The organism is Pauljensenia sp. UMB9872, from assembly GCF_030212665.1.
GTDB lineage: Bacteria > Actinomycetota > Actinomycetes > Actinomycetales > Actinomycetaceae > Pauljensenia > Pauljensenia turicensis_B.
In genome coordinates, this window is record NZ_JASOER010000003.1 from 1 (window position 1) to 23,758 (window position 23,758).

A 23,758-nucleotide genomic window follows, 5' to 3' on the forward strand; every position below is an offset into this window, starting at 1 on the left:
GCACGACCTCCACCACACAAGCCCCCACCGAAACAACTGGGACTAACCCTCCACCAACTCTTTTTGTCCTTTAACCCCGGCAATGTTGACGCTCAGCAACAGTGGGGGGATCAGTAGATACCACTTGTTGTGTCGTAGCTTCGGGAAAACCTGCAATGCAACCAAGCAGAGGCTACCAAGCAGAGCCGAATACTGCTTCACAATCGGGAACCAGCCTGCGGAGTTCGTCCCAGCGGTCGAATGAGGCCACCAGAAGATACTCAGCGACACTGGCACCACGATGAACAGAGCAAGAACGACCCACATGTTCCGCTGGGCAAGCCAGGCGGCGAATGCGAGGGCAGCGATGACGATCAACAACATCACATAGTCCCACCATTCTCCCTTCTCAAAGAAGAAGAGGGTCGCATAGTCGGGAGGCGTAATGTTACCCATCACTTGGCCTCCTTACCCCAGTTGGGCAAGTAGGTCTTTTCCATCTTCTGACGGATCTGCTCGTTCCAATCGAATGCGGGTTCGCTCCATCCATCGAAGTATTCGGCGTCAACTTCGTGCTCCCATGGGGTTCCTGGTCCTACCGGTGGCCAGCTGGGATCTTCGGTAACGGGCTTACGAATCTCAGCAACTGCAGGAGATTTACGGCCGTATCGGAACCACTGTGTGTACGTTTCGTCGAACAGGGGAGTCCCGTCGTAGCGACCAGCTGGAGTACCGGACTTGAAGAACTGGCCACCAAGCACACCACGCATGAACTTGCCGGTGTGATGCTGCTCCTTACGGAACTCCAACACGCGCTTCACGTAGATGTTCTGCATGTGGGTCATGCATCCGCCAATGAACTCGATATTGACCCAGTTCAGGGCCTTCATGGCGACTGAGTCAGGTTCGTATCCGATACGCCAGTGATTGATCAGACGCGTGCGACCGCCCTGAAGCGGAACGACGTAGAAGCACCATGCTGCTGCGAAGTGGGTCATTCCAGGGAAACGGAATGCGTAGGAGCCAGGTGCCTTTGGCGGATTCTTGGTATCAACCCACTGGACCATGTATTTGCCGGGGACAATATCGGCCCATTCCATTGACATTCCGTGGTAATCGAAGGCGGCGATATCACCGGGCATCATGGAATCTGGCTGTTGGAATTCTTCTTGAATTTCGTAGGAATTAAAGAAGGGGAGTCGAGCAAATGTTCTTTCTAAGAATTCTGAAGAAAATGAACCACTCTTTTCCGCGCCGATTTGTTTGAATAATCTCCACACTGCGTAAGCGGGGGCTTCAATTGTAATGGCGTAGGTTGAAGAATAACCATTATCGTAATTTGCGTCGATTAAATCGTCGCCCGGATAACGCCATGCTTGTTCTTCCGGAGTTGCTTTGCCACTAAGCTGGCTGAAGCCATACATCCCGCTCAGGACACCTAAAGCCCCCAGACCGATAGCGGTCCTAAGGCCACGCTTCGACGAATTCTTTGACATTTTTCTTCCTCCCGTCAAGGCCCAGTTGTGGGCAAGCGGAGGAGATAAATAAAACCCCGGCCAAAAGTCCTAAGCATCTTTGCTAAAAAGAACTTTCTGCGGAATTATAAATCCCTCTTTGGGTCAATCTCGCTCCGCGTTTTTTCTTGTTCACTAGGCTAGCCGAATAACTACTATCCCGTCTGTGTTTCAAGGAGGAAACTGATGGAGTCACTGTGGCTGTGGGAAATTGGCTCCCCGAAGGTCTATGCGCTTTGGCTAGCGGTATTCGTCGCTCAGATGCTTGTTGCTGAGATCAACCGGCGGTGGAACTGGACCATCTTCGTTATCTGGACGATCGGTGGCATTGCGCTTATGCCCTATGCTTGGATTCACGGCACACCAATGGTCGGTTGGTTCCCATTCGGCAAATACGCCATCATGATCCTTACTGCAACAATGACCGGAACCGTCCTTGTCTATGCGAAGAAAAATCCGCAAAAGGCGCACAAATACGCTATTTGGCTGGGTGTTGCACTCTGGATCGGTCTCGCAGTCAACATCATGGAAGCCAATATCCGTGACCTCACCATCTATTTCAACGCGGACACCTACTATGCGTGCGGAGCAGATTGGCAGTGCCTGAAGCATGTCAATGACACTCACACTCTCGATATGATCGCGGGCCTTCCGGAAGCCAGGGGCGTGACCGCCGAACTCCATTCACAAGCATGGTACGAAGCAGTCGCGTCGAATCTTTCCGCTCGCCATATCGGTATTGATCCAGAAACCGGTTTTAGAACTATTGGTGGCTACTGGAACCTGATCAGCGCAGCAGCTGGCTTGCTCAACATCATCACAATCACCGGTCTAGGCAAGATCATCGCCACATCGCCAGGCAAGCAGAAGGTTCGTGGCCTGATCTGGGTTGACATGGTGTGGCCGTGGGTTATTGCCTACGACCTGTGGAACCATGCTTTCCTCTACAACTCGCTTGCTGACTACACCTGGTATTGCACAGCCGCCCTTCTTCTGGCATGTACAATTCCCGCCTTCACATGGGCAAAGGGCCAGTGGATTTGGTTCAGGTGCTTCACGTTGGTGTTCTGGATTTCTATGAACACATTGCTACCGGAAATCCTCGTTCCACCAAACAGCACCTTTAACTTCTCCACGATGGATCCGAACGCGAACATCATCTGTGCTGTTCTTGCATTGATCGCGAACATTGCTCTGTTCGTCTACTGGCTCTACAAGATCGTTCGCTACCACCGCAACCCGATCACCGGTGTTTTGTACCCCGAGCTCGCCGAATTCAAGACGATCGTTCGCACCCACTGCGATGACAAGGACAAGTACTTCCTTGTTGATCGCATTCCCGAAACTCCGACAGAACTCGGCTTCGAACCCGATTCTCCGAACCCGCCAGCTGACGGTTATGTGTCATACATGCCGTGGTGGGGAGATAAGGACCATCGCTACCCGAAGGCTCGAACCGAGCGCTGACTATCATCAGCGTTCGTGTGCTACGCCAGAGTTTGGGGGTGTTATCGTCATTGATGACACCCCCAAACGAATTTCATGGTGGTGTATTTAGTCTGACGTTGGAGCAGGAATCCCGACATAGCGAGGCCTGAGTACGGGCTGGGGGACATAGGTTTTTGCGTCGATTTCCCGCTCAAACTTCAGAAGGTACTCTTTGGCTTCGCGCCCGCCACCATACTCACCGTACGACCCATCTTTTCGCGTGATCCGATGGCATGGAGCAAGGATAGGCAACGGGTTATGGGAACACGCTGACGCAGCCGCACGATGAGCTTTCTTATTACCTGCAAGCAGTGCCAGGCCTGAATACGGCAATGTCGTACCGAAAGGAACCATCGTCAATTGTTGGGCAGCGCGCGCATAGAACCCCGAGATCAGGGACCAGTCCAGTACAAGATCGAAAGTCTTACGCTGACCAGCGAAATACTCTTCAATCTGATCTACGGCCTCAAACAGTTCTTTACTGTCTTCAACCATCTCATCATTCAACGAGTTTGCGACATCACGTCGTACTGTGGCGAAGTCTTCGCATTCGAAGGCAACTCTGACGATGCCTTTGCCAGACTTGATGAGCATCAGGTCGCCAATGGGGGAAGAAAGTGTTGTCCAGTGAAGCATCATTACTCCTTGGGTGAGCTCAACAGCGAATGGTACGAAACAGACTTTATGCACAAAGTCAACCCCGTGGTAGTTATCCACAGGGTTGACGTGTAAAACGAGTTGGTTCGGTGCCCGTTACTTGCGACGACGTTCGCGAACGCGCATACCGATCTGAATCGGAGTCCCTTCAAAGCCGAACTCCTCGCGCAAACGGCGTTCAATGAAACGGCGATATTGCGGGTCAAGGAAACCCGTTGTGAACAGGACAAAACGCGGAGGACGTGATGACACCTGCGTGCCAAAAAGAATACGAGGTTGCTTACCGCCACGTAGCGGGTGCGGGTGGGCGGCAACGAGTTGACCGAGGAACGCGTTCAACTGACCTGTGGGGATACGCGTTTCCCAACCGGCAAGAGCCGTGTCGAGTGCGCGCGTAATTCGGTTCGTATGCCACGTGGTCAGAGCGGACACGTTGATTCGCGGAGCCCACTGGACTTGGACAAGTTCGCGTTCGATTTCGTTCTTCAGTTCGTTCTGTCGGTCTTCGTCAACGAGGTCCCACTTGTTCGTGACAATTACCAGTGCACGACCAGCATCAACGACCTGCTGAACGACGCGAATATCCTGTTCTGTCAGTGGCTGGGAGCCATCGAAGAGGACAAGAGCAACTTCCGCCTTCTCAATTGCTGCCTGGGTGCGAATCGACGCGTAGTAATCAGCACCGGTCGTACGGTGCATCTTGCGACGAATACCGGCGGTGTCAACAAACCACCAGAGGCGCCCATCAAGCTCAATGAGTTCGTCGACAGGATCGCGGGTCGTGCCAGCAAGTTCGTTGACGACAACGCGTTCGGCTTGCGCGAGCGCGTTGAGAAGAGAAGATTTGCCGACATTCGGGCGTCCGACAAGTGCGATGCGACGAGGCCCCCCCTGAGGCAGTGCGCTTGCCACGGCGGATTCATCGGGCAGAACATCCATGATGGCGTCCAGCAAGTCGCCGGTACCGCGGCCGTGGAGTGCAGAAATCGGGTGGGGCTCACCCATTCCGAGGCTCCACAGGTAAGCGGCGTCGGCTTCTTGTTGAGGAGAATCAACCTTATTTGCTGCCAGAATCACCGGCTTGCCTTTTGATCGAAGCATCGTAACGATGCGTTCGTCTGAAGCGGTGACGCCAACGGTTGCGTCAAGAACCAGAACGACGGCGTCGGCAAGGTCAACGGCAATTTCTGCCTGCTCAGCAACCGAACGGTCTAGACCTTTAACGTCGATTTCCCAACCACCGGTGTCGACGACTGTGAAGTCGCGACCTGCCCATTCGGCGGGGTAGGAGACCCTGTCACGAGTAACACCGGGAGTGTCCTGAACGACAGCTTCGCGACGACCAATAATGCGGTTGACCAGCGTTGATTTGCCGACGTTCGGGCGTCCAACGATGGCGAGAACCGGTAGACCGGCGAGTTCTTCTTTAGGCTCATCGAAAGAAGCTTCACCGTCGATCAGTGCAAGATCGTCCTCGTCAAGCTCGAATTGAGCAAGAGAAGCTCGCATGTGCTGAGCGCGTAGCTCAGCTTCTTCTTCGGTGGCCAGGTCCTGATTCAGGTTCTCGTCATTCACCCGTTCATCTTACGTGGCATCACACCCATAAGCGGTGTCAGCCTTGCGCTCACGCGTAATCTCACACGTTCTTAGATGTGCGAGCGAACGTCGTAGTAGAGCACTTCGCGCGATACGGGAACGTCGTTGTACTCGTGTTTAATGCCTTCGAAATCTTGGTACCACTCCGAGCCTTTACCGGTGATAATCACCGTGTCACCTGGCTGGGCTGTCAAGATTGCTTTGCGCACTGCATCGCGACGGCACGTCTTAATTTCTGTTACATCGTGCATGTCCGGACGTATCGAAGTAATACCGCGCAACAGATAGTCACGAATAGACTGCGGGTCTTCGGTACGTGGATTTTCGTCGGTCACCCACAAGACGTCAGCTTCTCGTGCCGCGATTTTGGCAAGGTATTCACGTTTTGATGCGTCACGGTCTCCGTCGGTACCGAATACGATATGAAGCTTTCCCTTCGTCAGCTCAGCTGTTGAGCGCAGAGTCCACTCAAGAGCCTCGGGAGTATGGGCGTAGTCGACGATGACGAGTGGCTGATTATGAGGCTTAGGATTAATCATTTCCATGCGCCCTGGAATCTGCTCCGCCTTTTCAATGGCGGCGATTACTGTATCCACGTCATACCCAAGCTGAACGGCAGCAACAATGGCGACGGCAGTGTTCTGAACGTTCACTTCACCAAGAATCGGCATTGCGACATCATGCCCTGCGCCATTCGGATCCACCAACGTAAAGACCGTGCGACCGATCGAACGGTCGGGGTGAGTATTTTCAACGTGCCACTCGGCTTCGTTCGAGCTCAGCGCGGCAACGGTTGTCACCGGTACTTCAGCTTCGCGGGCAAGGCGCTGGCCCCACTCGTCATCGACGCATACAACACCGCGTCGTGAGTGTTCTTGAGTAAACAGCGACTTCTTCGCGGCGAAGTAGTTCTCCATGTCGCCGTGGTAGTCGAGGTGATCGTGTTGCAAATTCGTGAAGCCGACAACGTCAAACACAATGTCGTCAACGCGCTCGAAGCTCAGAGCGTGAGAGCTTGTTTCAATAACCGCTGCGCCAAGGCCTTCTTCCAGTGTTTGGGCAAGGAAGCGCTGGATGACAGGGGATTCAGCCGTAGTCTGATCGGAACGGAAACGTAGGTTACCGATGCGTGTTTCGACGGTTCCGCAGATGGAGGGGTTCGGAAACTCAACTCCCAGAGCTGCACGCATGAGGAACGACGTAGTGGTCTTCCCGTTCGTGCCGGTCACGGCCATCGTCTTCAACTTTGTCGCAGGCTGGCCGTAGAGGGTTGCGGCGATAGTCGCTGCGCATCGACGAGGATCCTTAAGAACAACGATTGGCAGTCCGACTTTCTCGTCGATTGCTCGCTTCGCTCCCTCGCTGTCCGTGACAAGGAGGGTTGCACCAGCCTCGGCTGCCGCGTGGGCAAAACGAACGCCGTGCTGGGTGAGCCCAGGAATAGCGACGAACGCCCAGCCTTCTTCACAGTCGTTCGAGGAAACGGTAATGCCCGTGATGGTAAGCACGCTTGGATCCCCAAAAGGATTTCCCAAGGCATCGCATACTGAATAGGAACCAGCGTTGGCCAGAGCAACCGGAACACTCAGTGGCACAACTGAGGGGCGAATATCTACGACTGAGCTCATACCTCATACTGTAGCGCCGTATAGCGAAACGCTTACAGCCACTTCTCGAAGTGTTCAAGAACGCGCCGTAAACTACGGTTATGCACGTCTTATCCCGCGATGAAGCCCGTCAACGTTCACACGCAATCGACCTTTCGACGATGAAGGTCAATCTTGATGTGCGCGGTGGGGATAGCCAAGACAATACCGAGTTTGTGGTTACGTCCACCTTCACCCTGACCTCCCACGCGGATTCCACCTTCGTCGACATCGCAGGCCAGGTTACCCGGCTCAGTGTGAACGGCGAGACGCGAGAGATCACGCAAAATGACGAGTGTCTGACCCTCAGCGGTCTGCCCGTCGATACTGAGTGCACGGTTGAGGTTCAGGCGCGATGCCCGTATTCACACTCCGGTGAAGGTCTGCATCGGTACATTGACCCAGAAGATGGGCACGTTTACCTGTACACGCAGTTTGAGCCCCAAGACGCTCACCGCGCATGGCCATGCTTCGACCAACCAGATTTGAAAGCCGAGTGGTCATTCATCGTTGATGCGCCCAAACAGTGGGTTGTTGCCTCCAACGGAGCAGAGCTACATACCGAACCCATTGAAAACGGCACACGACATGTCTTTGCTCGAACGCGCCTGTTGTCCAGCTACATCACCGCCGTCGTCGCCGGTGACTGGGCTGTCATTGACGGAGGTACTTGGAGCGGGGGAGCAAGCGACGGTCAGAAGATTGACGTCCCACTGCGCTTGATGTGCCGTTCAAGCTTGGCTCAGGCGATTGATTCCGACGATATTCTGTCCGTTACTCGCGCTGGCTTGGACTTCTACCACCAGCACTATGGCATCACATACCCTTGGGGCAAGTACGATCAGATCTTCGTTCCCGAATACAACTTGGGAGCCATGGAGAATCCGGGATGCGTGACCTTTAACGACTCATATCTTTCACGTGACACCCCGACCTTCGCCCAGCGTCAGCGTCGAGCAAACACGATTCTTCACGAAATGTGCCACATGTGGTTTGGGGATCTTGTGACACCTCGATGGTGGGACGACCTCTGGTTGAAGGAGTCATTCGCCGAGAATCAGGGTGCCCTGGCAGCAAGCCGAGCAACCGTGTACACGGGGGAGAGGGCCGCATTTGCTGCAGGTCGCAAAATCTGGGCCTACGAGCAAGACCTCATGCCGACAACTCACCCGATCATTGCTGACATTCCCGACCTTGGCGCAGCCAAAACCAACTTTGACGGCATCACCTATGCCAAGGGCGCTTCGGTACTCAACCAGTTGGTAGCAACCGTCGGCGAAGAAGCCTTCTTTGAAGCCGTGCGAATTTACTTCCAACGCCATGCCTTCGGATCGACCTCATTCCAGGACCTCGTCGATTGCCTGCAGGAAGCAACGGGCAAGGACTTATCCCACTGGGTGTCCACGTGGCTTACTACCTCCGGTCCCTCGAAACTCGTTCCTCACTTTGATATCTCCCGTATTGGTAGCGTCACCAACTTCCAGATCACGGATGAGTCTGAGTCAGATACGACTCGCCCGCATCGTTTCGATGTCACAACGTGGGCGATGAAACGCGATCAGCTTCAGATAACGCATCGTTTTGAGCTAACAATGGAGGATCGATCCCAAGAGGTTGATCCCGCGGGGCTTCTCTGCCGACCAGCCGGTATTACGGATATGGATCTAGTCGTCGTCAATGACGGCGATCTGACGTATGCGGTCACCTACCTCGACGATCGCTCAGCATCCAATGCACTTGCCTTGATTTCGGCATGTCCCGACCTGATGACGCGATGCGTCGTGTGGGGTGCCCTGTTCAACGCTGTTCGTGACTGTCGCTTGAACCCCAGTGACTTCACTCTTGCAGCATTCCGTCATGCAGAAAACGAAGTCGACGAGACACTTGCGGATCGTTTGTTGGAGCTCGGTCGCATTACCCTGGGCACCTACGTGCCAAAGGAACAGCGTGGCGCGATTGCTACAACGGTAGGAACACTTGCGCTACGTCTGTCGCGTGAGCACGTCACAGATCGTGGTCGCGCATGGTTGAAGACCCTGTTCTTTACCTATCCGATGACCGATGACCCCGCGATTAGTCAGACCGTGGAATCGTATGCAAATACTTTGACCAGTGAGATCGTTTGGACAGGTCGTACTGTCATTGCTGCTTCAGGTTCGATTGGACGCGATCGTATTGAAGCATGGCTCGCTACTTCCTCAACAGGCGAAGCAAAGACCGCATCAGAACGCGCAATTGCAGCTCTGCCGTACGAAGAAGAACGCGAGGCCTCGTGGTCGAAACTCTTCGTTGACGGGATCGCAAACGACACATTGAGCGCAATCCTCGACGGATTTGCTGCCTCCTCGTGGCAAGGCTCAAGCTTCATTGACCGAGGTCTTGGCTCACTCGAATACTTCTGGAATACACACTCGATTGCCCTGTCGATTCGCTACATCAAGGGTCTTCTTTCGCTCCCGGTTTATGCCGACAGCCCCGAAAGCGTCGAGGACCATATTGATCGGGTGAATCGTTGGCTCGGCGAACACGAGAATGCAGCATGGCCGTTGAGACGTCTTCTCATTGAGCATGTTGATTACGCATCTCGCGCAATTAACGTACAACGCAACTGGATGTAGGCGTGCAAGAATACAACAAGCACACAACGTCTTCTTCGCCGGCGCAAGGCAGTGATCCTGCTGCGTCGATGTCGTTGCTGACCTCGTTGTTGAATAATCCGCTCGATGTTGGGTACGAAAGCTATGACGATACTCAACATTCCAAGCATTGGTGGCATCGCCCGATCGCTTTTGTTTTCACGCTGGCGCTCGGCTTCACGCTCACAATCGCAGTGATGTCATTGCGTACCGCTCAGGACGCTGACATTACTCAAAGCCTTCGCGATCAGGCACAATCTAGTCAAAGCGTCGTGGCTTCCCTTCAGGACAACGTTCAATCGTTGTCCACCCGCGTCAACCAAGCTGCGTCGTCGACAGCTCCTCAGGTCCTCGTTGATCCTTCGATTGCACTGACAAATGCAATGGAACCCGTGGTTGGTCCGGGAATTACGGTCACGGTCAAGGACTCGTCGTCAGCAAAAACGCTGACACAAGGGTCACGAGGTCAGGTCCGCGACATTGACTTGAATGTGATCGTGAATGCCCTCTGGGCTGGGGGAGCCGAGGCAATTTCAATCAATGACCTACGAATTGGCCCAGGCACGTTTATTCGTACTGCTGGTTCGGCAATTCTTGTGAACGTCACTCCCGTTGAATCTCCGTACGAGGTGAGAGCTATCGGAGATGCGAACACGCTGTCCGTTGGTCTTGTACGCGGGTCAACAGGTGATTTTCTTTCAACTGCGAAGTCAATGAACGGCATTGAAATCTCGGCTGCGGGCACCGCCGAAATTCAAATGCCAGCGCTTAATGTCCGTACTCCGCAGTATGCGGTAGCGTCGAATTCCCAAGGAGAATAGTCATGGTTGTTGTCATTGGCCTAGCGGCTGGCATTATCTTGGGATTTTTCCTTGATCCGACGATTCCTGTTTGGCTTCAGCCGTTCTTGCCGGTTGCGGTAATCGCGGGCTTGGACGCTCTCTTTGGCGCGACACGCGCTTGGCTTGAAGGGGTGTTCCATGATCGCGTGTTCATCACGTCGTTCTTCTGGAATGTCGTTGTTGCCTGTTTGCTTGTGTGGTTGGGAACTCAACTTGGCGTGGGGTCCGCGATTACGACGGCCGTCATCGTCGTGTTGGGTATTCGTATCTTTTCGAATACAGCGTCGATTCGTCGTCTGATTTTTAAGGCGTAAAGTCCATGAGTTTAGATCCGAAGAATTCGCGTCATGGGCGACATGGAGCTTCTCGAAGGGACGAGGTTGCGTCCACTGAAAAGGACGTTAAGCCGGGTCGCGCGCAGTTTGTCAAAGCTCTTTTTGCTGTTCCGCGCACGATTCACCTTGTCCTTGTTCTAATCTGTTTGGTTCTTGGTTTTGCGCTGGTGACAACCGTTCGTGCTCAACGGGAAGATCCCTTGGAAGCGTTGAGCGAACAAGACTTGGTTGTGTTGCTTTCTGAGCTGAATTCTCAGGAGAATAACCTTCGTCAGGAGCGTTCTGCTTTACAACAGCAGGTTGCCGAGATTGAAGCCAACGAGTCGGAGCAAGAAGCGGCAGCTCAGACGGCTCGGAAGATTAACCAGCTCGCTCAGATCAATGCAGGCAGAGTTCCTGTCGAGGGACCCGGGGTGCTCATGCATATCGGTGATGACGCGAATCGTTTAACGGCTACCGAGTTCGTGATGACGTTAGGGGAGTTACGTAATGCCGGGGCTGAGGCAATCGAGTTGAACGGCGTGCGTCTTTCCACCCGGAGCGCGTTTACGTCTGACAATAATACGATTGCGGTCGATGGCGTTGTCTTGTCGCAACCGTATGATTGGCATGTGATCGGCGAGGGGCAGACGATTGCGACTGCTCTAGAGATTCAAGCTGGTTCGGCTGCCCAGATGCGCGCAAAGGGCGCGAATGTGACGATTTCAGTGGTCGGGCACATTTCGATTGATTCGGTGTCATCTGTGCCTCAGCCTCAATATGCCGTGGTTGATACGTCAGAAGATTCCAAATCTTCTGACGAGTAAGTACGTTTGCCCTTTACCCTTTAGACTATTGAGGGTAATTAATGCGTCTACCATAGGGGGAGATCATGGAATCCACTAACGATTTCGATCCAACCGCAACTTCCATCTTTGGGCTTTCGCCGGTTGAAGAGCAAGTTGATCCTCCTCTTGTGTTGTCTGCACGCGACCAGGAAGCGGTGAATTCACTTCCCGCTGGTTCTGCTCTGCTAATCGTTCAGCGTGGCCCGAACTCGGGTGCTCGTTTCCTTCTCGACGGTGAGGTAACGAATGCTGGTCGTTCCCCGAAATCCGATATTTTCTTAGACGATGTGACCGTTTCCCGTAAGCATTGCCAGTTCAAGGCTGAAGACGGCGGTCATATTGTGCGTGATTCCGGTTCGTTGAACGGCACGTATGTAAATCGTGAGCGCGTTGACTCCATTCGTTTGAACGCTGGCGACGAGGTCCAGATTGGAAAGTACCGCCTGACATACCAGCCTTCGCCCTTGCAAGCATGAGTTCTCAGGCTGCACAGTTCAGCTTTGAGGCTGAACACACGAGTATTACGGGGCCGTGGCCACACGATGCGTCTAGGGACCCGGTTCTTTCGATCGGTAGAGTTGTCGAGGAACTGAAGAAAGAGTTTCCTGCTATCTCTGTGTCGAAGGTTCGCTACCTCGATGACCAGGGGTTGGTAACTCCTGCGCGGACGAAGTCGGGCTATCGCAAGTACTCGCAGACCGATTTGGAACGTATGCGTTATGTTCTGACACAACAGCGCGACTCTTTTACTCCTCTTCGAGTAATCGGTGAGCAACTGCGCGCCCTTGATGCGGGTCATCAGGTTGAAGCAGTCAGGCGGCCTCGTATCGTTTCTTCTGAGGGCGTCAGCGTCGCGCCATCTTCTCCCTATCTGTCGGCTAGGGAACTGACCGATCTGGCCGGCGTCGATATCTCAACGCTGGAACGTTATTCTTCTGCGGGATTGATTGCCCCTGATATTGCGGGCTATTTCCCGGTGTGCTCGTTGCAGATTGTGCGACACGTTGCCACTCTTGAATCCCAAGGATTCGATATTCGTCTGTTGCGTGCAGTGAAACTCAGTGCGGATCGTTGTTCTGACGTGATCGATCAGACGGTTCAATCTACTCGTTCGCGTGGACGTTCATCTGACAATGAACGTTTGAACGCGAAGGTGACTGAATCTGCTGAAATCATTGCTGACCTGCACAGAGAGTTCCTGCGGGTCTCTGTTGGTCAGATTCTCTAAGAAGGGACTTCAACCCTCAAGTTCAACTTGAACTTGAGGCTCGCCGGTCGTGTCATTGACCTTGCGTTCAATAGCGCATAGCGTGGTATCACCATCAACTGATACGTCTTTCATTATTGCAGGAGTCCTAGTGAGCGCCGAACCATACGAGGCCGAATCGCGCCAAGCGATGCTCTTCGGTGATCCCCTTGAAGGCATTGACGGTGAAGGCCTCGGATACCGTGGTCCCGTCGCATGTGCAGCCGCTGGCATCACCTACCGCCAGCTCGACTACTGGGCTCGCACCGGTCTTCTTCAGCCTTCCGTTCGCGCCGCACGAGGTTCAGGTTCGCAGCGCCTGTACTCGTTCAAAGACATTCTTGTTTTGAAGATCGTCAAGAAGCTTCTGGATACCGGCGTTTCTCTTCAGCAAGTTCGTCAAGCAGTTTCGCAACTCCAGAACAGGGGAGTGGACGACCTTGCATCCATCACGTTAATGAGTGACGGCGCGTCAGTTTACGAATGCGCGTCGACGGATGAGGTCATTGACCTTCTTCAGGGTGGTCAGGGCGTTTTCGGCATTGCCGTCGGTCGTGTGTGGCGCGAGATTGAAGGCTCTCTTGCTGAGCTTCCTATTGAGCGTTTGAGCGACCACGTTGATGAACTTGCAGAACTTCGCAAGCGTAAGCTCCGTTCGATTTCCTAAAGCTTTGCTTTCATAGGTCATCACCTACGTCGAGGGGCAGCGATTATTCATTACCGCCCCTCTTTTCGTTGATCGCTTATCACTCAGCCCAAGCGCGCAGACTGCGTGTAACCGGTTTCAGTGTCAACAATTTCAACGTCAACGATTCCGTTCTCATCTACTCGGTAGCGTTCCTCGATAAGGTGCCCGATGTCAGTGCGCTCAATCGAGACATGTTTCAGGTCAACGTCTTCACCCTGTAGCACAGGATCAAACGGCATGATGATTTCGCCGGCTGGGCTGACCTGACCGCGCGGAACACCCTGCTCGTCAACGCTGCGATACTCAACAAAGCGGTAGTAGCCAACGTTGTGGGCAGCCATGTAACGCCGAACAACAAGGGTGTCTTCGCCCGGTGTCCATCGATCATCGGGGGTAAGTAACGGGTCGAAGGAGAGGGATGCGCCCGAGTCGTATTCACGAAAGACGCCAAGCCCGCGCGCAAGACGTTCTGACACTGTGTATCCGGCCTGTTCATCGGCCGCAATGGCAAGGCCGATAGCCGTCGAGCCTGCGTTGTGAATCGAACGATGGACGCGACGACCAAATCGACGACGGAGCACCTTCGAGACCAGTGGGAATTCAGAAGCGCCACCAACAACATAAAGACCGGCAACGTCCTCTGGAATCACGCGCTCGCCACCGTTTTCGGTGGGGGAAAGGAGTGAATCTAAGACCTCCAGTGTGTGTTCAACAAGCGGAGTTGCAGCCTCGTAGTAGTCCTTAACGGAAAACGAGATCGGGGTGTCACCAATGGTGACGACAACGTTGCGGCTGTTGGGGTTCAGCGATTCTTTAACAACGCGGCATTCTTCGATCAGTGCTTGCCACCCCATATCACTAAGAGAAGCGGGCATCACGTTGGCGTTGCGAAGTGCAACCTGTGCCAGCACCATGTCGAAGTCGTCTCCGCCCAGTAGATTATCGCCGGCAGAATCGAGGACAGCGTGGTCGCGCCCGACCGCTTCAACAAGAGAAGCATCGAAGGTGCCACCGCCCAAGTCGTAGACGAGGATTCGAGTGCGTTTTGCGTTCAAGCTGGAAGCGTGGCGGTGGGTGTATTCAAAACCTGCAGCTGAGGGCTCGTTCATCATTTCGATGACGTGCCAACCGGCTGCTTTAAATGCTTCGAGTGTCATAAAACGCTGAGCAGACCACGCATGCGCGGGGATACCGATGACCGCTTCAAGCGGTTCATCGCCGTCGATAACGGCGGAAGAATTCTCTCGCACCATACCTGCGACGTACTTAAGGAAGCGAGTAAGAACATCGACGATCAGGAAGTCGCGGTTTCCAAGGCGAAGAGTTGTCCGAGGCGTGACGTCAGGGTCGGATAGAAGGCGCTTGAAAGATCGGATGTGTTCGCCACCTTCGAGAGCTACTTCGTGAGCTTCAAAGCCAAAGAGCAAGCCTGTGTCATCCAGAGCAACAACCGACGGGATGTGGTCAAAGGCGTCGCCATCGGGTGAGATGAATGAGATCAGGGGATAGTTGCCTCGATCAACGAGGGCAACGGTTGTGCGGGTGGTGCCAAAATCTACTCCGAACTTCATAGGTTCAAGAGTATCGGCTAGGCCGAATGCCCCCGCTCAGACACCTCGGGCTTCAAGTGATTGACGCTGTGATACTCGAGTAATGATGAGGTTGGTCAGAAGAAAACCAAGTAAGCAGAACACAATGCCACCCACTGCGTCCAGCACATAGTGATTGGCGGTCGCAAGGATTACCCAGATTGTGTAGAGGGGATGCAGGGCAAGAATTGCTCGGGCTCGCCAGCTCTTAAAGACGAATGTACCTAGGACAATGGCACTCCATACAGCCCAGCCCGTGTGCATGGATGGCATCGCAGCATAAGAGTTCGCCAAATGAGAAAAAGCAGTCGAGTATCCAGAGCCAAGCGTTGATTGGGTAGCTACGGCATCGACGTACCCCAGTGAGGGGAAGAATCGCGGAGGAGCCAGGGGATACACCCAATAGGTAATCATTGCGCCACCAGTCATCACGAAGAGTGAATTGCGAACGAAATCGTAGCGATCTGGGCGTTTCACCCACACAATAGCTAAGGCTGTGAATGTCACGGCAAAGAATGAAACGGAATAGAAAACCGCTGAAACATTGGCGAGCCACGGGTGGTGGGAGAGCCATGTGTTGAGCGCGAGTTCGACGTCAATCCCGAGATAGTTTTCGAGGCGCAGAATCTGACGCGCATGCCGAACTGCACTAACTCGCGTAACGGGCGCAACGGCGCACATCAGCGAATAGAGCAGAGCACAGGTTCCGACAAGAGCAATTTCAGGGAGGGGTTTTCGGACATTCGATGAAGCGCCGGAATTGGCGGTCCGCTGATCGGTTTTCAGTGCAACACTCATGTCACCCCTTCCTTTCACATTCCATAGATGTCCTACACCCATCGTTGTCTACTTTTCTTCCGGTTGCACATTGGATTCATCGTGGTGTTGGCAACCATTTGTGAGGGGAGCGCACGGAATTGAAACTGGATCAGAACCCCAACAATTCTGACATAATGTACATTATCGGCTTTAGGTTCGCGCATGAACGATCCACCCGTAATGCAAATGCCAACATCTCAGCTAAAATAGAGTGCTAGCTTCAATGACCTTAAGGAGATCACCATGGCAGATCGCGCGCTCCGAGGAATGCAGATCGGCGCAAAGTCTATGGAGTCTGAAGACGGTGTCGTCTTTGCTGACCGCTACACCGTTTCGTACGTCTGCCCGAACGGTCACGAGTTCGAGGTTCCTCTTGCTAGCGAAGCAACTCCGCCAGCAACTTGGGAATGCCGTTGCGGTAGTTCTGCTGAGCTGATTGGCGATGCGCCAGAAGATGAAGAAACAAAGCCCGCCAAGGCCGTTCGCACCCACTGGGATATGCTCCGCGAACGCCGCAGTCTTGAAGAACTTGAAGTTGTCCTTAACGAACAGCTCGCCGCATACCGCGAAGGGCGCCTTCAGCCCGAAGGACACTATCGTAAGGGCTGATGCCCCTAGGTCTTGCTAGACCTAGACCTAAACTAAATAAAGCCTCCAGATACTCCTGACTTCCTGAGCGAAGCTAGGAGTATCTGACATAATAATACCCTCTGCCACGTGTTCCACGCACATTTTAAAGCATATTTATGCAAGTCAGAGCCTGTTTTGACGCCTTAGAGAGTTCCAGTTCACCACAGCCTGAATCGACGCATAGAGCAAGGCAAAAACGCCGTACACACCCGTTGCTCCCATAACCACCTGAGCGGGCAACTCCCCCAACTCAGCACTCTTCGTCATCGACGTCCTCAGAGGCACTGAGTCAGCAAGCCACGCAGCACTTTGAGGATCGGTTGTCGCCTTCATACGACCATCAGGCAAAATCACTGACGACATTCCGGTAGTTGACGCTTGGATCGCTGAACGCGAATACTCCATTGCTCTAAAACGCAGAAGCTGATTCTGCTGGGCAGACTCCGACGAAGATTGGAAATGATAGTTATTCGACGGAGTGACAATAAGCTGTCCACCCGCCATAACACCAGGACCAATCACCGCCGGGTAAGCGGATTCAAAACAAATCCCTATAGCGATCGGAATCGTCCGCGAATCATTGAGATGAACATTCATTAATGCAAGATTTTCAGCGGCAGCCATGTCCATATTGATCTGAGCAGCCTGGGTAGCAAGCTTCGAAATCAGCGAACGGAAAGGAATGAATTCTCCAAAAGGAACAGGCTTTTGCTTAGCATAGAGGCTTTCTTCATCGAGCCCCTCGGACCCGTACCAGACGCCCAACCAATTCCACCGCTTGTCATCTTTAACGTTCGCGAAACCGAAGAGCAACGGCGCATGAGCCAACGTGGCCGAAGAATCAACAAGCTGGGCAACCAAACCGGATTCTCTCGGGTCACGATCGGCGCCGGTTTCTCCCCAGATCAGCAGATCGACAGGATCAGACTGAGCCACAAGCTCCCGAGTCATCACAGAATTGTTCGTTGTGACCTTACCTTCGATACCAAAGGTGTGTGCTCCCGGTAGTTCAACGTCTCCCTGAACAACTCCCACACGAATCGTGCCCGCCTCTTGCGACAAAGGAAGCGGAATCATCCACGCGGCAAAAAACACGCCGAGACTTCCAACAAGCAGAGCCGGCCTCGTGAACCAATGCTCATCACCCAAATCTGAGCGGAAATAGAACACTCTTCGAAGGGCAACTGCGAGGGCAACGCTCACAAATGACACCACCACTTCCCCACCCCACGGGGCAAGCTGACCAAGCGGTGAATCAACCTGTGGCATCGCGACATTTCCCCACGGAAAACCAGTCCAGGGATAGTGACTACGAAGCTGCTCGACACCCACCCACGTCAACGCATAGACAAAAGGCTGTCCCAAAGGAGAATTCACCACTGGAATCGACTGCGACAAACGTGCGATCACTGCCCACAGGCACAACGCAATCACCTGAGTCGTAGCAAGAGCAACCCACGGTAAATATCCTCCGGTCGCCAGCGTCACCCAGTGAATCAGAGGAAGCCACCAGGAAAAACCAAAAACAACGGTGTTCAGCAGCCCGCGTGAAAGAGTCGAATGATCAACACGTGAAAAATAGATAGCAAGAGACGGAAAGATCAGCCACCACAACGACAGGGACGGGAAGGCTGCCCACATTCCTACGCCGGCAAGAGCGCTGAGAAAAACATCAACAATCAAAGAAGAATTTTTCATAACACCGACCACGCTACTACGCCGTGAACAAGTTGGTGTCGGGCACGCTTCGCCTGCGACGCCATCGCTTCGTCAGTGTCATGACGCAGCTGATCCAACAGATCCATGACCTGACGAATCCAACGAACGAAGTCGCCACCGAGCATCTCTTCGCCATCGAGCGACGTTCCCAACGATGCCCCATGAGCCCACGCCAGACACGCTTCCATCATTCCCGAATCAGGCTCAGTTGTCGGTTCAAGCCCGGCCCGCTTCTCAACAGCTGCGACCTTCGCACTTGCGTGGAGTGTTGCCTTGAGTGCGCGCGTCAAATTCTTTGAAAGACCAACCGGGATTGCGGGACGCGCACCATCTTCACGACGCGACTCAAACACACACGTCGACACGATCGCAGCCAATTCCGCGTCATCCAATCCGCTCCATGCTCCGCTTCGCAAACACTCCATGACGATGATGTCGCGCTCGCCAAAGATATGACGCAGACGTTCACCCTGGTCGGTCACAGTATCGCCGTCAAGAAAGCCTAGTTCCTCCAAAACCTGGCATACTCGGTCGAACTTATGGGCAACTGAATGTGTTCGAGAGTCAATGCGTTCGTTTACCTTGCGCAACTCGCGATTAATTCGGGCCCACTGATGCCCTGCACGCGCATGGTGTTCGCGTTCAGGACACTGATGAACAGGATGAGCCTTCAGTTGCTTCTCGATTTGGGCGCTCTTGGTCGCATCAAAGTCCGGCGTATCAAGCGGAATCTCTATAGATTTCGCCCGAATGCGGCGCTTGAGTTCATCAGCGATTTTCATTCGTTCTTTATTCCGACGCAACGCAGATCCGCCGGCAATCTTCATCGACCCCACAACCGCGAAAGAAGATGAGACATCTTTAGCTGACAGCGAATGGAACTTCCCATCCGTACCAATCAGCGTTGTAGAAACGTGCCCGATAGCAGTGTCGGAATGGAACGCAACCACCGCGTACCGGCTACGACGACCAGATCCATAACGGATGATTGTTCCTGGCTGACAGGTCGCCAATGCCACACGATTTGCACTGCGTTTTTCGGCAGCCCTCAGCTTAGATTCGGACTTCTGGGCAAGAACAAGATCGTCACGAAGAGCAAAATACTCGCGCGCATCTCCGCGGTCACATGTCATATCCTGCTCGAACTTGGCAAGCTGGCGTGCGAGCGCACGGGCTTGCTGTGCAAGTTCAACGACCCCACCATCGGCTTGGAACTGAGCGAACGATGTCTCAAGCACATCACGCGTGGCAGCCCGCGACGAATGGTGAAGCAGGTTCACAACCATGTTGTAGGTCGGAGTGAAAGCACTGATCAGCGGGTATGTTCGTTTAGAGGCAAGAGCATTGACCTCTTCAGGAGCAACTTGGCCACAGTGAAGAACAATTGCATGTCCCTCGGTATCGATGCCTCGCCTACCAGCACGACCCGACAATTGGGTGTACTCCCCCGGTGTCAGCTGAACGTGGGCAGCTCCATTCCATTTGCGCAACGACTCGATGACAACACTGCGAGCCGGCATATTGATGCCTAGCGCAAGCGTCTCAGTCGCATACACCATTTTGATCAAACCGCGTGTGAAGAGCTTTTCTACCGTCTCTTTCTGAATGGGAAGAAGACCCGCGTGATGAGCTGCGATTCCACGTTCTAATGCGTCACCCCACGCATTAATCCCTAAGACATGACAGTCTTGTGCGCCAACCTGAGTTTTAACCTCATCAACCACTGCCGCAATCTGCGTCTGCTCTTCTTTATTGGTCAGCCAAATTCCCGCGTGGACAACCTGGGTGACAGCGTCTTCGCACCCTGCGCGCGAAAAAACAAACGTGATCGTCGGTAATAGGCCAGCTCGATCCAACTCAATCAAAGTCGACGGACGCGACTCGCGTGGAGGTCTGACACGAGCAGTTTCATGCCAATTCCTTCCACCTCGTCCCGTTCTCCCAGGAATCGACGGACCGATAGCCGAACGTAGCTCCGGGTTGATTCGCGTTGATTCGCCCTTCTTCGATGGCGAATACAAGTCATAGAGATGTCGCCCGACCATCATGTGCTGATACAGCGGGACAGGACGATGCTCGGAAACAACAACTCGGCATCCCCCACGAACATGACCGATCCACGTACCGAATTCCTCAGCGTTCGAAACGGTTGCCGATAGAGCGACAATCTTTTGCTCAGCGGGAAGATGGATAATCACTTCTTCCCATACGGGGCCACGGAAGCGATCTGCTAGGTAGTGCACCTCGTCGAGCACAACCGAATCAAGATCCGATAGGTCCGCACCCGCATAAATCATGTTCCGAAGAACCTCAGTTGTCATCACAACGATTGACGCGTGAGAGTTGATCGACGTATCACCGGTCAAAAGACCAACATTGTCTTCACCGAAGCGACGGCGTAGATCCGAAAACTTCTGATTAGATAACGCCTTAATCGGAGTTGTATAAAAGCTTCTTTTCCCCTTCTGAAGGGCAAGGTACGTCGCGAATTCCCCCACAACCGTCTTACCAGCACCGGTTGGAGCAGCAACTAAGACTGACTGTCCAGCTTCGAGAGCATCCATCGCTTCGATCTGGAAATCATCAGCCTGAAAACCGAGGGTCTCGCACCATGCGTAACGCATGGATCGTTGGATGCGCTGATCCTTCTTAAACGCCTGTATTCGCTGGGCCGGACTCAGTTGCTCAACAGGCTGTAGTTCCCCGGAAGCTTTGCTTGCCTGACGCCTTCTTTTTGGGCTCACAATGTCTCCACGCTGGCTAGAACCTCGTCCCATGATGACTTCATCCGACGCGCAACTTCACCCGCTTGCACGAGCGAGTCCTGCGGAGCGGATTCCAGGGACCCTGAAATATCAATAAGCAACGTCAAAAGCCACTGTCGGCTCCAGATCGGAATCAACAGTTCGGTCAATTCATCGTTGACCTGACGACTGACTACCTGCGGGTATTCGTCTGCTACCCAACGCCCATTGGGACCAACAACCAATTGTTCTGTCTCAAGTGGTTGGTTGCCACGCATTCTATTGGGTGACTTCCGCCGGGCATTCTTACGCGACATATTGATTTCGAGGTCGCTCATCCGGTCAACAGCGAACGTTCTCCACTCATCGTGAATCATGCACCAGCCAAGAAGCATCCAGCCGGTTCCTTCCAAATGAAGTTCACGCGGTTCCACTTCACGACGGTGGGTCGCCCCATTCGCTGAGGTATAGGTGAACACAACCGGTCTGCGAAGCCCGATGGCACAGTCAAGAAAAGCAAAGGCATTCTGACGCTGTTGATCCTGGTGATGAAGCACAATCTGCTCATCGCTACGCTCCCCAACCAACTGGCCAATCTTGTCCAGAACGGTGGGAATACGCTCGACAAGGTCTCGGGAAAGAACACTCGACAGAGACTCAAGACCGATACGAATCGCCAACGCCTCGCTTGGAGTAAGGCCCGGTAGCTGATTAGCATCAATATGTGACATCAGCTGGACAAGACCTGAGTCGTTAAGAAGATCAATATCAACCCAGAAACGATCATCAAAATCGAACGTGTCATCATCAGCTGCTGACAGGGTATTCAAATCACGAAGCATTTTGTCTCGCGTTCCACCAAACTGGCGGACCACATCGTCAAGTGGCACGGGTTCGAAATATGCGTTCGTTGCAAGCCAATCACGAATCGCGAGCAGGCGAACAAGCGCGTCAGTAGATCGTGCTCCCATCACTGAACTCCCCACGACGAGGCCCTGTCAATTCGGGCATAGATCTCATCCCTCAAATCTTGGGGAGCAAGAACAACAACATCTTCCCCCTCGGTGAGAACGCGCGTCATCCACGTATTACGGGAAGCTCGCAGTCCGACGGCTTCGCACCAACCATCTGTTATCAGGCGCCCTGTTAGTTGGACGTAGGCGCGAATCGCAAGCGATGCATCATCGCGAATTGCAAGAAGAGGCTCGATCTCTAGAAGAGTGAAGGGATCTGCCGGGATCTCGGGAAGATCCTCCGCGTCGAAAGAGTCGCCAATAACTTCAATCTCGGAAGCAATCCGCGACAGTTTGAACAAACGCGGTGCGTACCTATCCATATCAAAACCCCATAAGTACATGGAGTTCGAGCGCATCACAAGCTTTCGGGGAGCAACGCTACGTCGGAATGAATCCGATTCAGACGTGTAGTCAAAGCTGACAAAGCGCCCATGCGTGATTGCTTCGCTCAGCGCACAAATCACATCGCTTTGATCAAGGCCGATACTCACGTGAGAAAAAGACGTTTCAGGCGGATCCATCGAAAGCGCTAGCTTTTTCAGTGCCGTCGTATTCGCGTCATCGTCCCACACTTTGATTGCCATCGAAATGAGCCGTGACTCGGTGGCATCAAAACGAACGTCCTCTCCTTGGAACTGAGCCGATGCTTTCGGATCAATTTCATAGGTGAAATCAGGATTCATTCCCCGCATTGAAAGTGCAATACCGATGGTGTGAAGAGTTTCTTTATCGTCTTGGAATTGGCCCTCGAAGTTATCGTGAGTCAGTCCTTGATACTGAAGAACCTGTTCCTGAATCTCCCGTTTAGACAGCGGGCGTCCAGAATGCCTCAGACAATTCAACAAGGCAAGCAACCGAGCATCGCGCGAACTGTCATTTCCCATAGGCATAAGCCTACTTATGCTCGCTAGCAAAAGCCCTGTTCTAGAGACGAGAGGCACGCAATTCGGTGACGATAATTCCTCGTGCTCCAACCTCGTGAAGCTGATCCATAATCGGATTCACTTGGTGTGCTTCCACCATCACGCGAACCGCTCGCCACGCAGAATCCTGCAGTGGAGAAACAGTCGGAGAGTCAAAGCCAGGCGCAATAGCGATCGCCGCATCAAGAGCAGACTCGCGAACGTTGTAGTCAACAATCACATACTTGCGAGCAACCTGAACACCTTCGAGGCGCTTGACCAACGTTGCCAGCGCCGGATCATCAACGGCATCGGGACGTGTGATCAGAACAGCTTCTGACTTCGCCAGAGGCTCACCAAACACCTCAAGGCCGGCAGCCTTCAGGGTTGAGCCGGTTTCGACGACGTCAGCAATCAGGTCAGCAACACCCAGGCGCACCGAGGACTCCACTGCCCCATCAAGGTGAACGACCTCAGCATCCACACCACGCTCATCAAGATATGACTTCACCAGATGGTCATATGACGCAGCAACGCGCTTACCGTTGATCTGTTCAATCGAGGTAATCGTGCCTGTAGGAGCTGCAAAACGGAACGTTGAACGAGCAAAACCCAACGGGAAGTGCTCGATTGCTTGAGTCCGCGAGTCAAGCAGCAGATCGCGACCGGTAATACCTACTTGAATGGAGCCTCGTCCCACATAGACCGCGATGTCTCGCGGACGCAGGAAGAAGAGTTCGACATCATTCAGGGTGTCGGTAAGAACAAGCTCACGACCGTGGCGACGAGTGTTGTAGCCAGCCTCAGAAAGCAGACGAACAGCAGGGTCAGACAGTGAGCCCTTATTGGGCACAGCAATGCGAAGCATGGAGATCCTTAAACGAA

The 23,758-nt window shown here is 53.5% G+C and carries 20 protein-coding genes and 1 pseudogene; 9 read left to right on the forward strand and 12 right to left on the reverse strand.

Going from position 1 to position 23,758, the window contains the following annotated elements:
• Nucleotides 1-81: 81 nt before the first annotated feature.
• Both QP109_RS01850 and QP109_RS01855 read right to left on the reverse strand, forming a co-directional pair.
• Nucleotides 82-435: pseudogene (locus QP109_RS01850) on the reverse strand (DUF5692 family protein); the annotation flags it as partial.
• Nucleotides 435-1,403, reverse strand: a complete 969-nt coding sequence (locus QP109_RS01855; protein ID WP_502929266.1) for a hypothetical protein — start codon at nt 1,401-1,403, stop codon at nt 435-437. The gene QP109_RS01855 and the pseudogene QP109_RS01850, both read right to left, overlap by 1 nt.
• Nucleotides 1,404-1,679: 276 nt before the next feature.
• Here QP109_RS01855 and QP109_RS01860 point away from each other — a divergent pair, with 276 nt between their 5' ends.
• Nucleotides 1,680-2,960: a DUF5692 family protein gene (locus tag QP109_RS01860; RefSeq protein ID WP_101628142.1), complete on the forward strand. Its 1,281-nt coding sequence runs from the start codon at nt 1,680-1,682 to the stop codon at nt 2,958-2,960.
• Nucleotides 2,961-3,047: 87 nt separating this feature from the next.
• On the opposite strand, the gene QP109_RS01865 is transcribed toward QP109_RS01860, so the two are convergent.
• The 3 genes from QP109_RS01865 to QP109_RS01875 all read right to left on the reverse strand — a co-directional run bounded on the left by QP109_RS01865 (nt 3,048) and on the right by QP109_RS01875 (nt 6,862).
• Complete coding sequence (locus tag QP109_RS01865) at nt 3,048-3,620, reverse strand: methylated-DNA--[protein]-cysteine S-methyltransferase (protein ID WP_285022955.1); 573 nt, start codon at nt 3,618-3,620, stop codon at nt 3,048-3,050.
• A gap of 114 nt (nt 3,621-3,734) precedes the next feature.
• Nucleotides 3,735-5,213, reverse strand: coding sequence for a ribosome biogenesis GTPase Der (gene der, locus QP109_RS01870; RefSeq protein ID WP_285022957.1), 1,479 nt, complete (start codon nt 5,211-5,213; stop codon nt 3,735-3,737).
• A gap of 71 nt (nt 5,214-5,284) precedes the next feature.
• Complete coding sequence (locus tag QP109_RS01875) at nt 5,285-6,862, reverse strand: UDP-N-acetylmuramoyl-L-alanyl-D-glutamate--2,6-diaminopimelate ligase (RefSeq protein WP_285022959.1); 1,578 nt, start codon at nt 6,860-6,862, stop codon at nt 5,285-5,287.
• Between the two features lie 80 nt (nt 6,863-6,942).
• On the opposite strand from QP109_RS01875, the gene pepN reads away from it, so the two are divergent.
• The 7 genes from pepN (at nt 6,943) to QP109_RS01910 (ending at nt 13,433) form a co-directional block, all read left to right on the forward strand.
• Entirely contained in the window at nt 6,943-9,498 is a 2,556-nt protein-coding gene (gene pepN / locus QP109_RS01880; RefSeq protein WP_285022961.1) for an aminopeptidase N, read from the forward strand.
• A 2-nt stretch (nt 9,499-9,500) separates the two neighbouring features.
• Nucleotides 9,501-10,337, forward strand: coding sequence for a DUF881 domain-containing protein (locus tag QP109_RS01885; RefSeq protein ID WP_101628147.1), 837 nt, complete (start codon nt 9,501-9,503; stop codon nt 10,335-10,337).
• Nucleotides 10,338-10,339: 2 nt separating this feature from the next.
• Nucleotides 10,340-10,672: a small basic family protein gene (locus QP109_RS01890; protein WP_101628148.1), complete on the forward strand. Its 333-nt coding sequence runs from the start codon at nt 10,340-10,342 to the stop codon at nt 10,670-10,672.
• Between the two features lie 5 nt (nt 10,673-10,677).
• Nucleotides 10,678-11,499, forward strand: coding sequence for a DUF881 domain-containing protein (locus tag QP109_RS01895; RefSeq protein WP_285022964.1), 822 nt, complete (start codon nt 10,678-10,680; stop codon nt 11,497-11,499).
• Between the two features lie 65 nt (nt 11,500-11,564).
• Nucleotides 11,565-11,996 (forward strand): FHA domain-containing protein, encoded by a 432-nt coding sequence (locus tag QP109_RS01900; protein ID WP_101628150.1) that lies wholly within the window; start codon nt 11,565-11,567, stop codon nt 11,994-11,996.
• Entirely contained in the window at nt 11,993-12,748 is a 756-nt protein-coding gene (ftsR, locus tag QP109_RS01905; protein ID WP_285022966.1) for a transcriptional regulator FtsR, read from the forward strand. The genes QP109_RS01900 and ftsR overlap by 4 nt, the downstream gene beginning before the upstream one ends.
• A gap of 130 nt (nt 12,749-12,878) precedes the next feature.
• A complete protein-coding gene (locus tag QP109_RS01910) occupies nt 12,879-13,433 on the forward strand; it encodes a MerR family transcriptional regulator (protein WP_285022967.1) in 555 nt (184 codons plus the stop codon).
• 83 nt (nt 13,434-13,516) lie between these two features.
• Here the strand turns inward: QP109_RS01910 and QP109_RS01915 are convergent, their stop codons facing one another.
• Nucleotides 13,517-15,025: an Hsp70 family protein gene (locus QP109_RS01915; protein ID WP_285022968.1), complete on the reverse strand. Its 1,509-nt coding sequence runs from the start codon at nt 15,023-15,025 to the stop codon at nt 13,517-13,519.
• A gap of 36 nt (nt 15,026-15,061) precedes the next feature.
• On the reverse strand, nt 15,062-15,841 hold the full coding sequence (locus tag QP109_RS01920; RefSeq protein WP_285022970.1) for a phosphatase PAP2 family protein: 780 nt from the start codon (nt 15,839-15,841) through the stop codon (nt 15,062-15,064).
• 264 nt (nt 15,842-16,105) lie between these two features.
• Between QP109_RS01920 and QP109_RS01925 the strand changes: the two genes are divergently transcribed.
• The gene (locus QP109_RS01925; RefSeq protein ID WP_101628159.1) at nt 16,106-16,471 is read left to right on the forward strand and encodes an RNA polymerase-binding protein RbpA; all 366 of its coding nucleotides are present in this window, start codon (nt 16,106-16,108) and stop codon (nt 16,469-16,471) included.
• 144 nt (nt 16,472-16,615) lie between these two features.
• Here the strand turns inward: QP109_RS01925 and lnt are convergent, their stop codons facing one another.
• The 5 genes from lnt to hisG are packed head-to-tail and all read right to left on the reverse strand — an operon-like array spanning nt 16,616 to nt 23,741.
• Nucleotides 16,616-18,190: an apolipoprotein N-acyltransferase gene (gene lnt, locus QP109_RS01930; protein ID WP_285022972.1), complete on the reverse strand. Its 1,575-nt coding sequence runs from the start codon at nt 18,188-18,190 to the stop codon at nt 16,616-16,618.
• Nucleotides 18,187-20,955, reverse strand: a complete 2,769-nt coding sequence (locus QP109_RS01935) for a DEAD/DEAH box helicase (RefSeq protein WP_285022973.1) — start codon at nt 20,953-20,955, stop codon at nt 18,187-18,189. The genes lnt and QP109_RS01935 overlap by 4 nt, the downstream gene beginning before the upstream one ends.
• Complete coding sequence (locus QP109_RS01940; RefSeq protein WP_285022975.1) at nt 20,952-21,926, reverse strand: helix-turn-helix transcriptional regulator; 975 nt, start codon at nt 21,924-21,926, stop codon at nt 20,952-20,954. Before QP109_RS01940 ends, QP109_RS01935 begins: the two co-directional genes overlap by 4 nt.
• Nucleotides 21,926-22,855, reverse strand: a complete 930-nt coding sequence (locus tag QP109_RS01945; RefSeq protein WP_285022976.1) for a helix-turn-helix transcriptional regulator — start codon at nt 22,853-22,855, stop codon at nt 21,926-21,928. Before QP109_RS01945 ends, QP109_RS01940 begins: the two co-directional genes overlap by 1 nt.
• Nucleotides 22,856-22,895: 40 nt before the next feature.
• Nucleotides 22,896-23,741: an ATP phosphoribosyltransferase gene (gene hisG / locus QP109_RS01950; RefSeq protein ID WP_285022977.1), complete on the reverse strand. Its 846-nt coding sequence runs from the start codon at nt 23,739-23,741 to the stop codon at nt 22,896-22,898.
• Nucleotides 23,742-23,758: the final 17 nt, after the last annotated feature.

What these genes read in the sequence shown, in the direction of transcription:
- QP109_RS01855 (WP_502929266.1), bottom strand. Translation starts at nt 1,403, where the DNA reads ATGTATGGCTTCAGCCAGCTTAGTGGCAAAGCAACTCCGGAAGAACAA.
- QP109_RS01860 (WP_101628142.1), top strand. Translation starts at nt 1,680, where the DNA reads ATGGAGTCACTGTGGCTGTGGGAAATTGGCTCCCCGAAGGTCTATGCG.
- QP109_RS01865 (WP_285022955.1), bottom strand. Translation starts at nt 3,620, where the DNA reads ATGATGCTTCACTGGACAACACTTTCTTCCCCCATTGGCGACCTGATG.
- QP109_RS01875 (WP_285022959.1), bottom strand. Translation starts at nt 6,862, where the DNA reads ATGAGCTCAGTCGTAGATATTCGCCCCTCAGTTGTGCCACTGAGTGTT.
- pepN (WP_285022961.1), top strand. Translation starts at nt 6,943, where the DNA reads ATGCACGTCTTATCCCGCGATGAAGCCCGTCAACGTTCACACGCAATC.
- QP109_RS01890 (WP_101628148.1), top strand. Translation starts at nt 10,340, where the DNA reads ATGGTTGTTGTCATTGGCCTAGCGGCTGGCATTATCTTGGGATTTTTC.
- QP109_RS01895 (WP_285022964.1), top strand. Translation starts at nt 10,678, where the DNA reads ATGAGTTTAGATCCGAAGAATTCGCGTCATGGGCGACATGGAGCTTCT.
- QP109_RS01900 (WP_101628150.1), top strand. Translation starts at nt 11,565, where the DNA reads ATGGAATCCACTAACGATTTCGATCCAACCGCAACTTCCATCTTTGGG.
- ftsR (WP_285022966.1), top strand. Translation starts at nt 11,993, where the DNA reads ATGAGTTCTCAGGCTGCACAGTTCAGCTTTGAGGCTGAACACACGAGT.
- QP109_RS01915 (WP_285022968.1), bottom strand. Translation starts at nt 15,025, where the DNA reads ATGAAGTTCGGAGTAGATTTTGGCACCACCCGCACAACCGTTGCCCTC.
- QP109_RS01920 (WP_285022970.1), bottom strand. Translation starts at nt 15,841, where the DNA reads ATGAGTGTTGCACTGAAAACCGATCAGCGGACCGCCAATTCCGGCGCT.
- QP109_RS01925 (WP_101628159.1), top strand. Translation starts at nt 16,106, where the DNA reads ATGGCAGATCGCGCGCTCCGAGGAATGCAGATCGGCGCAAAGTCTATG.
- lnt (WP_285022972.1), bottom strand. Translation starts at nt 18,190, where the DNA reads ATGAAAAATTCTTCTTTGATTGTTGATGTTTTTCTCAGCGCTCTTGCC.
- QP109_RS01940 (WP_285022975.1), bottom strand. Translation starts at nt 21,926, where the DNA reads ATGGGAGCACGATCTACTGACGCGCTTGTTCGCCTGCTCGCGATTCGT.
- QP109_RS01945 (WP_285022976.1), bottom strand. Translation starts at nt 22,855, where the DNA reads ATGGGAAATGACAGTTCGCGCGATGCTCGGTTGCTTGCCTTGTTGAAT.
- hisG (WP_285022977.1), bottom strand. Translation starts at nt 23,741, where the DNA reads ATGCTTCGCATTGCTGTGCCCAATAAGGGCTCACTGTCTGACCCTGCT.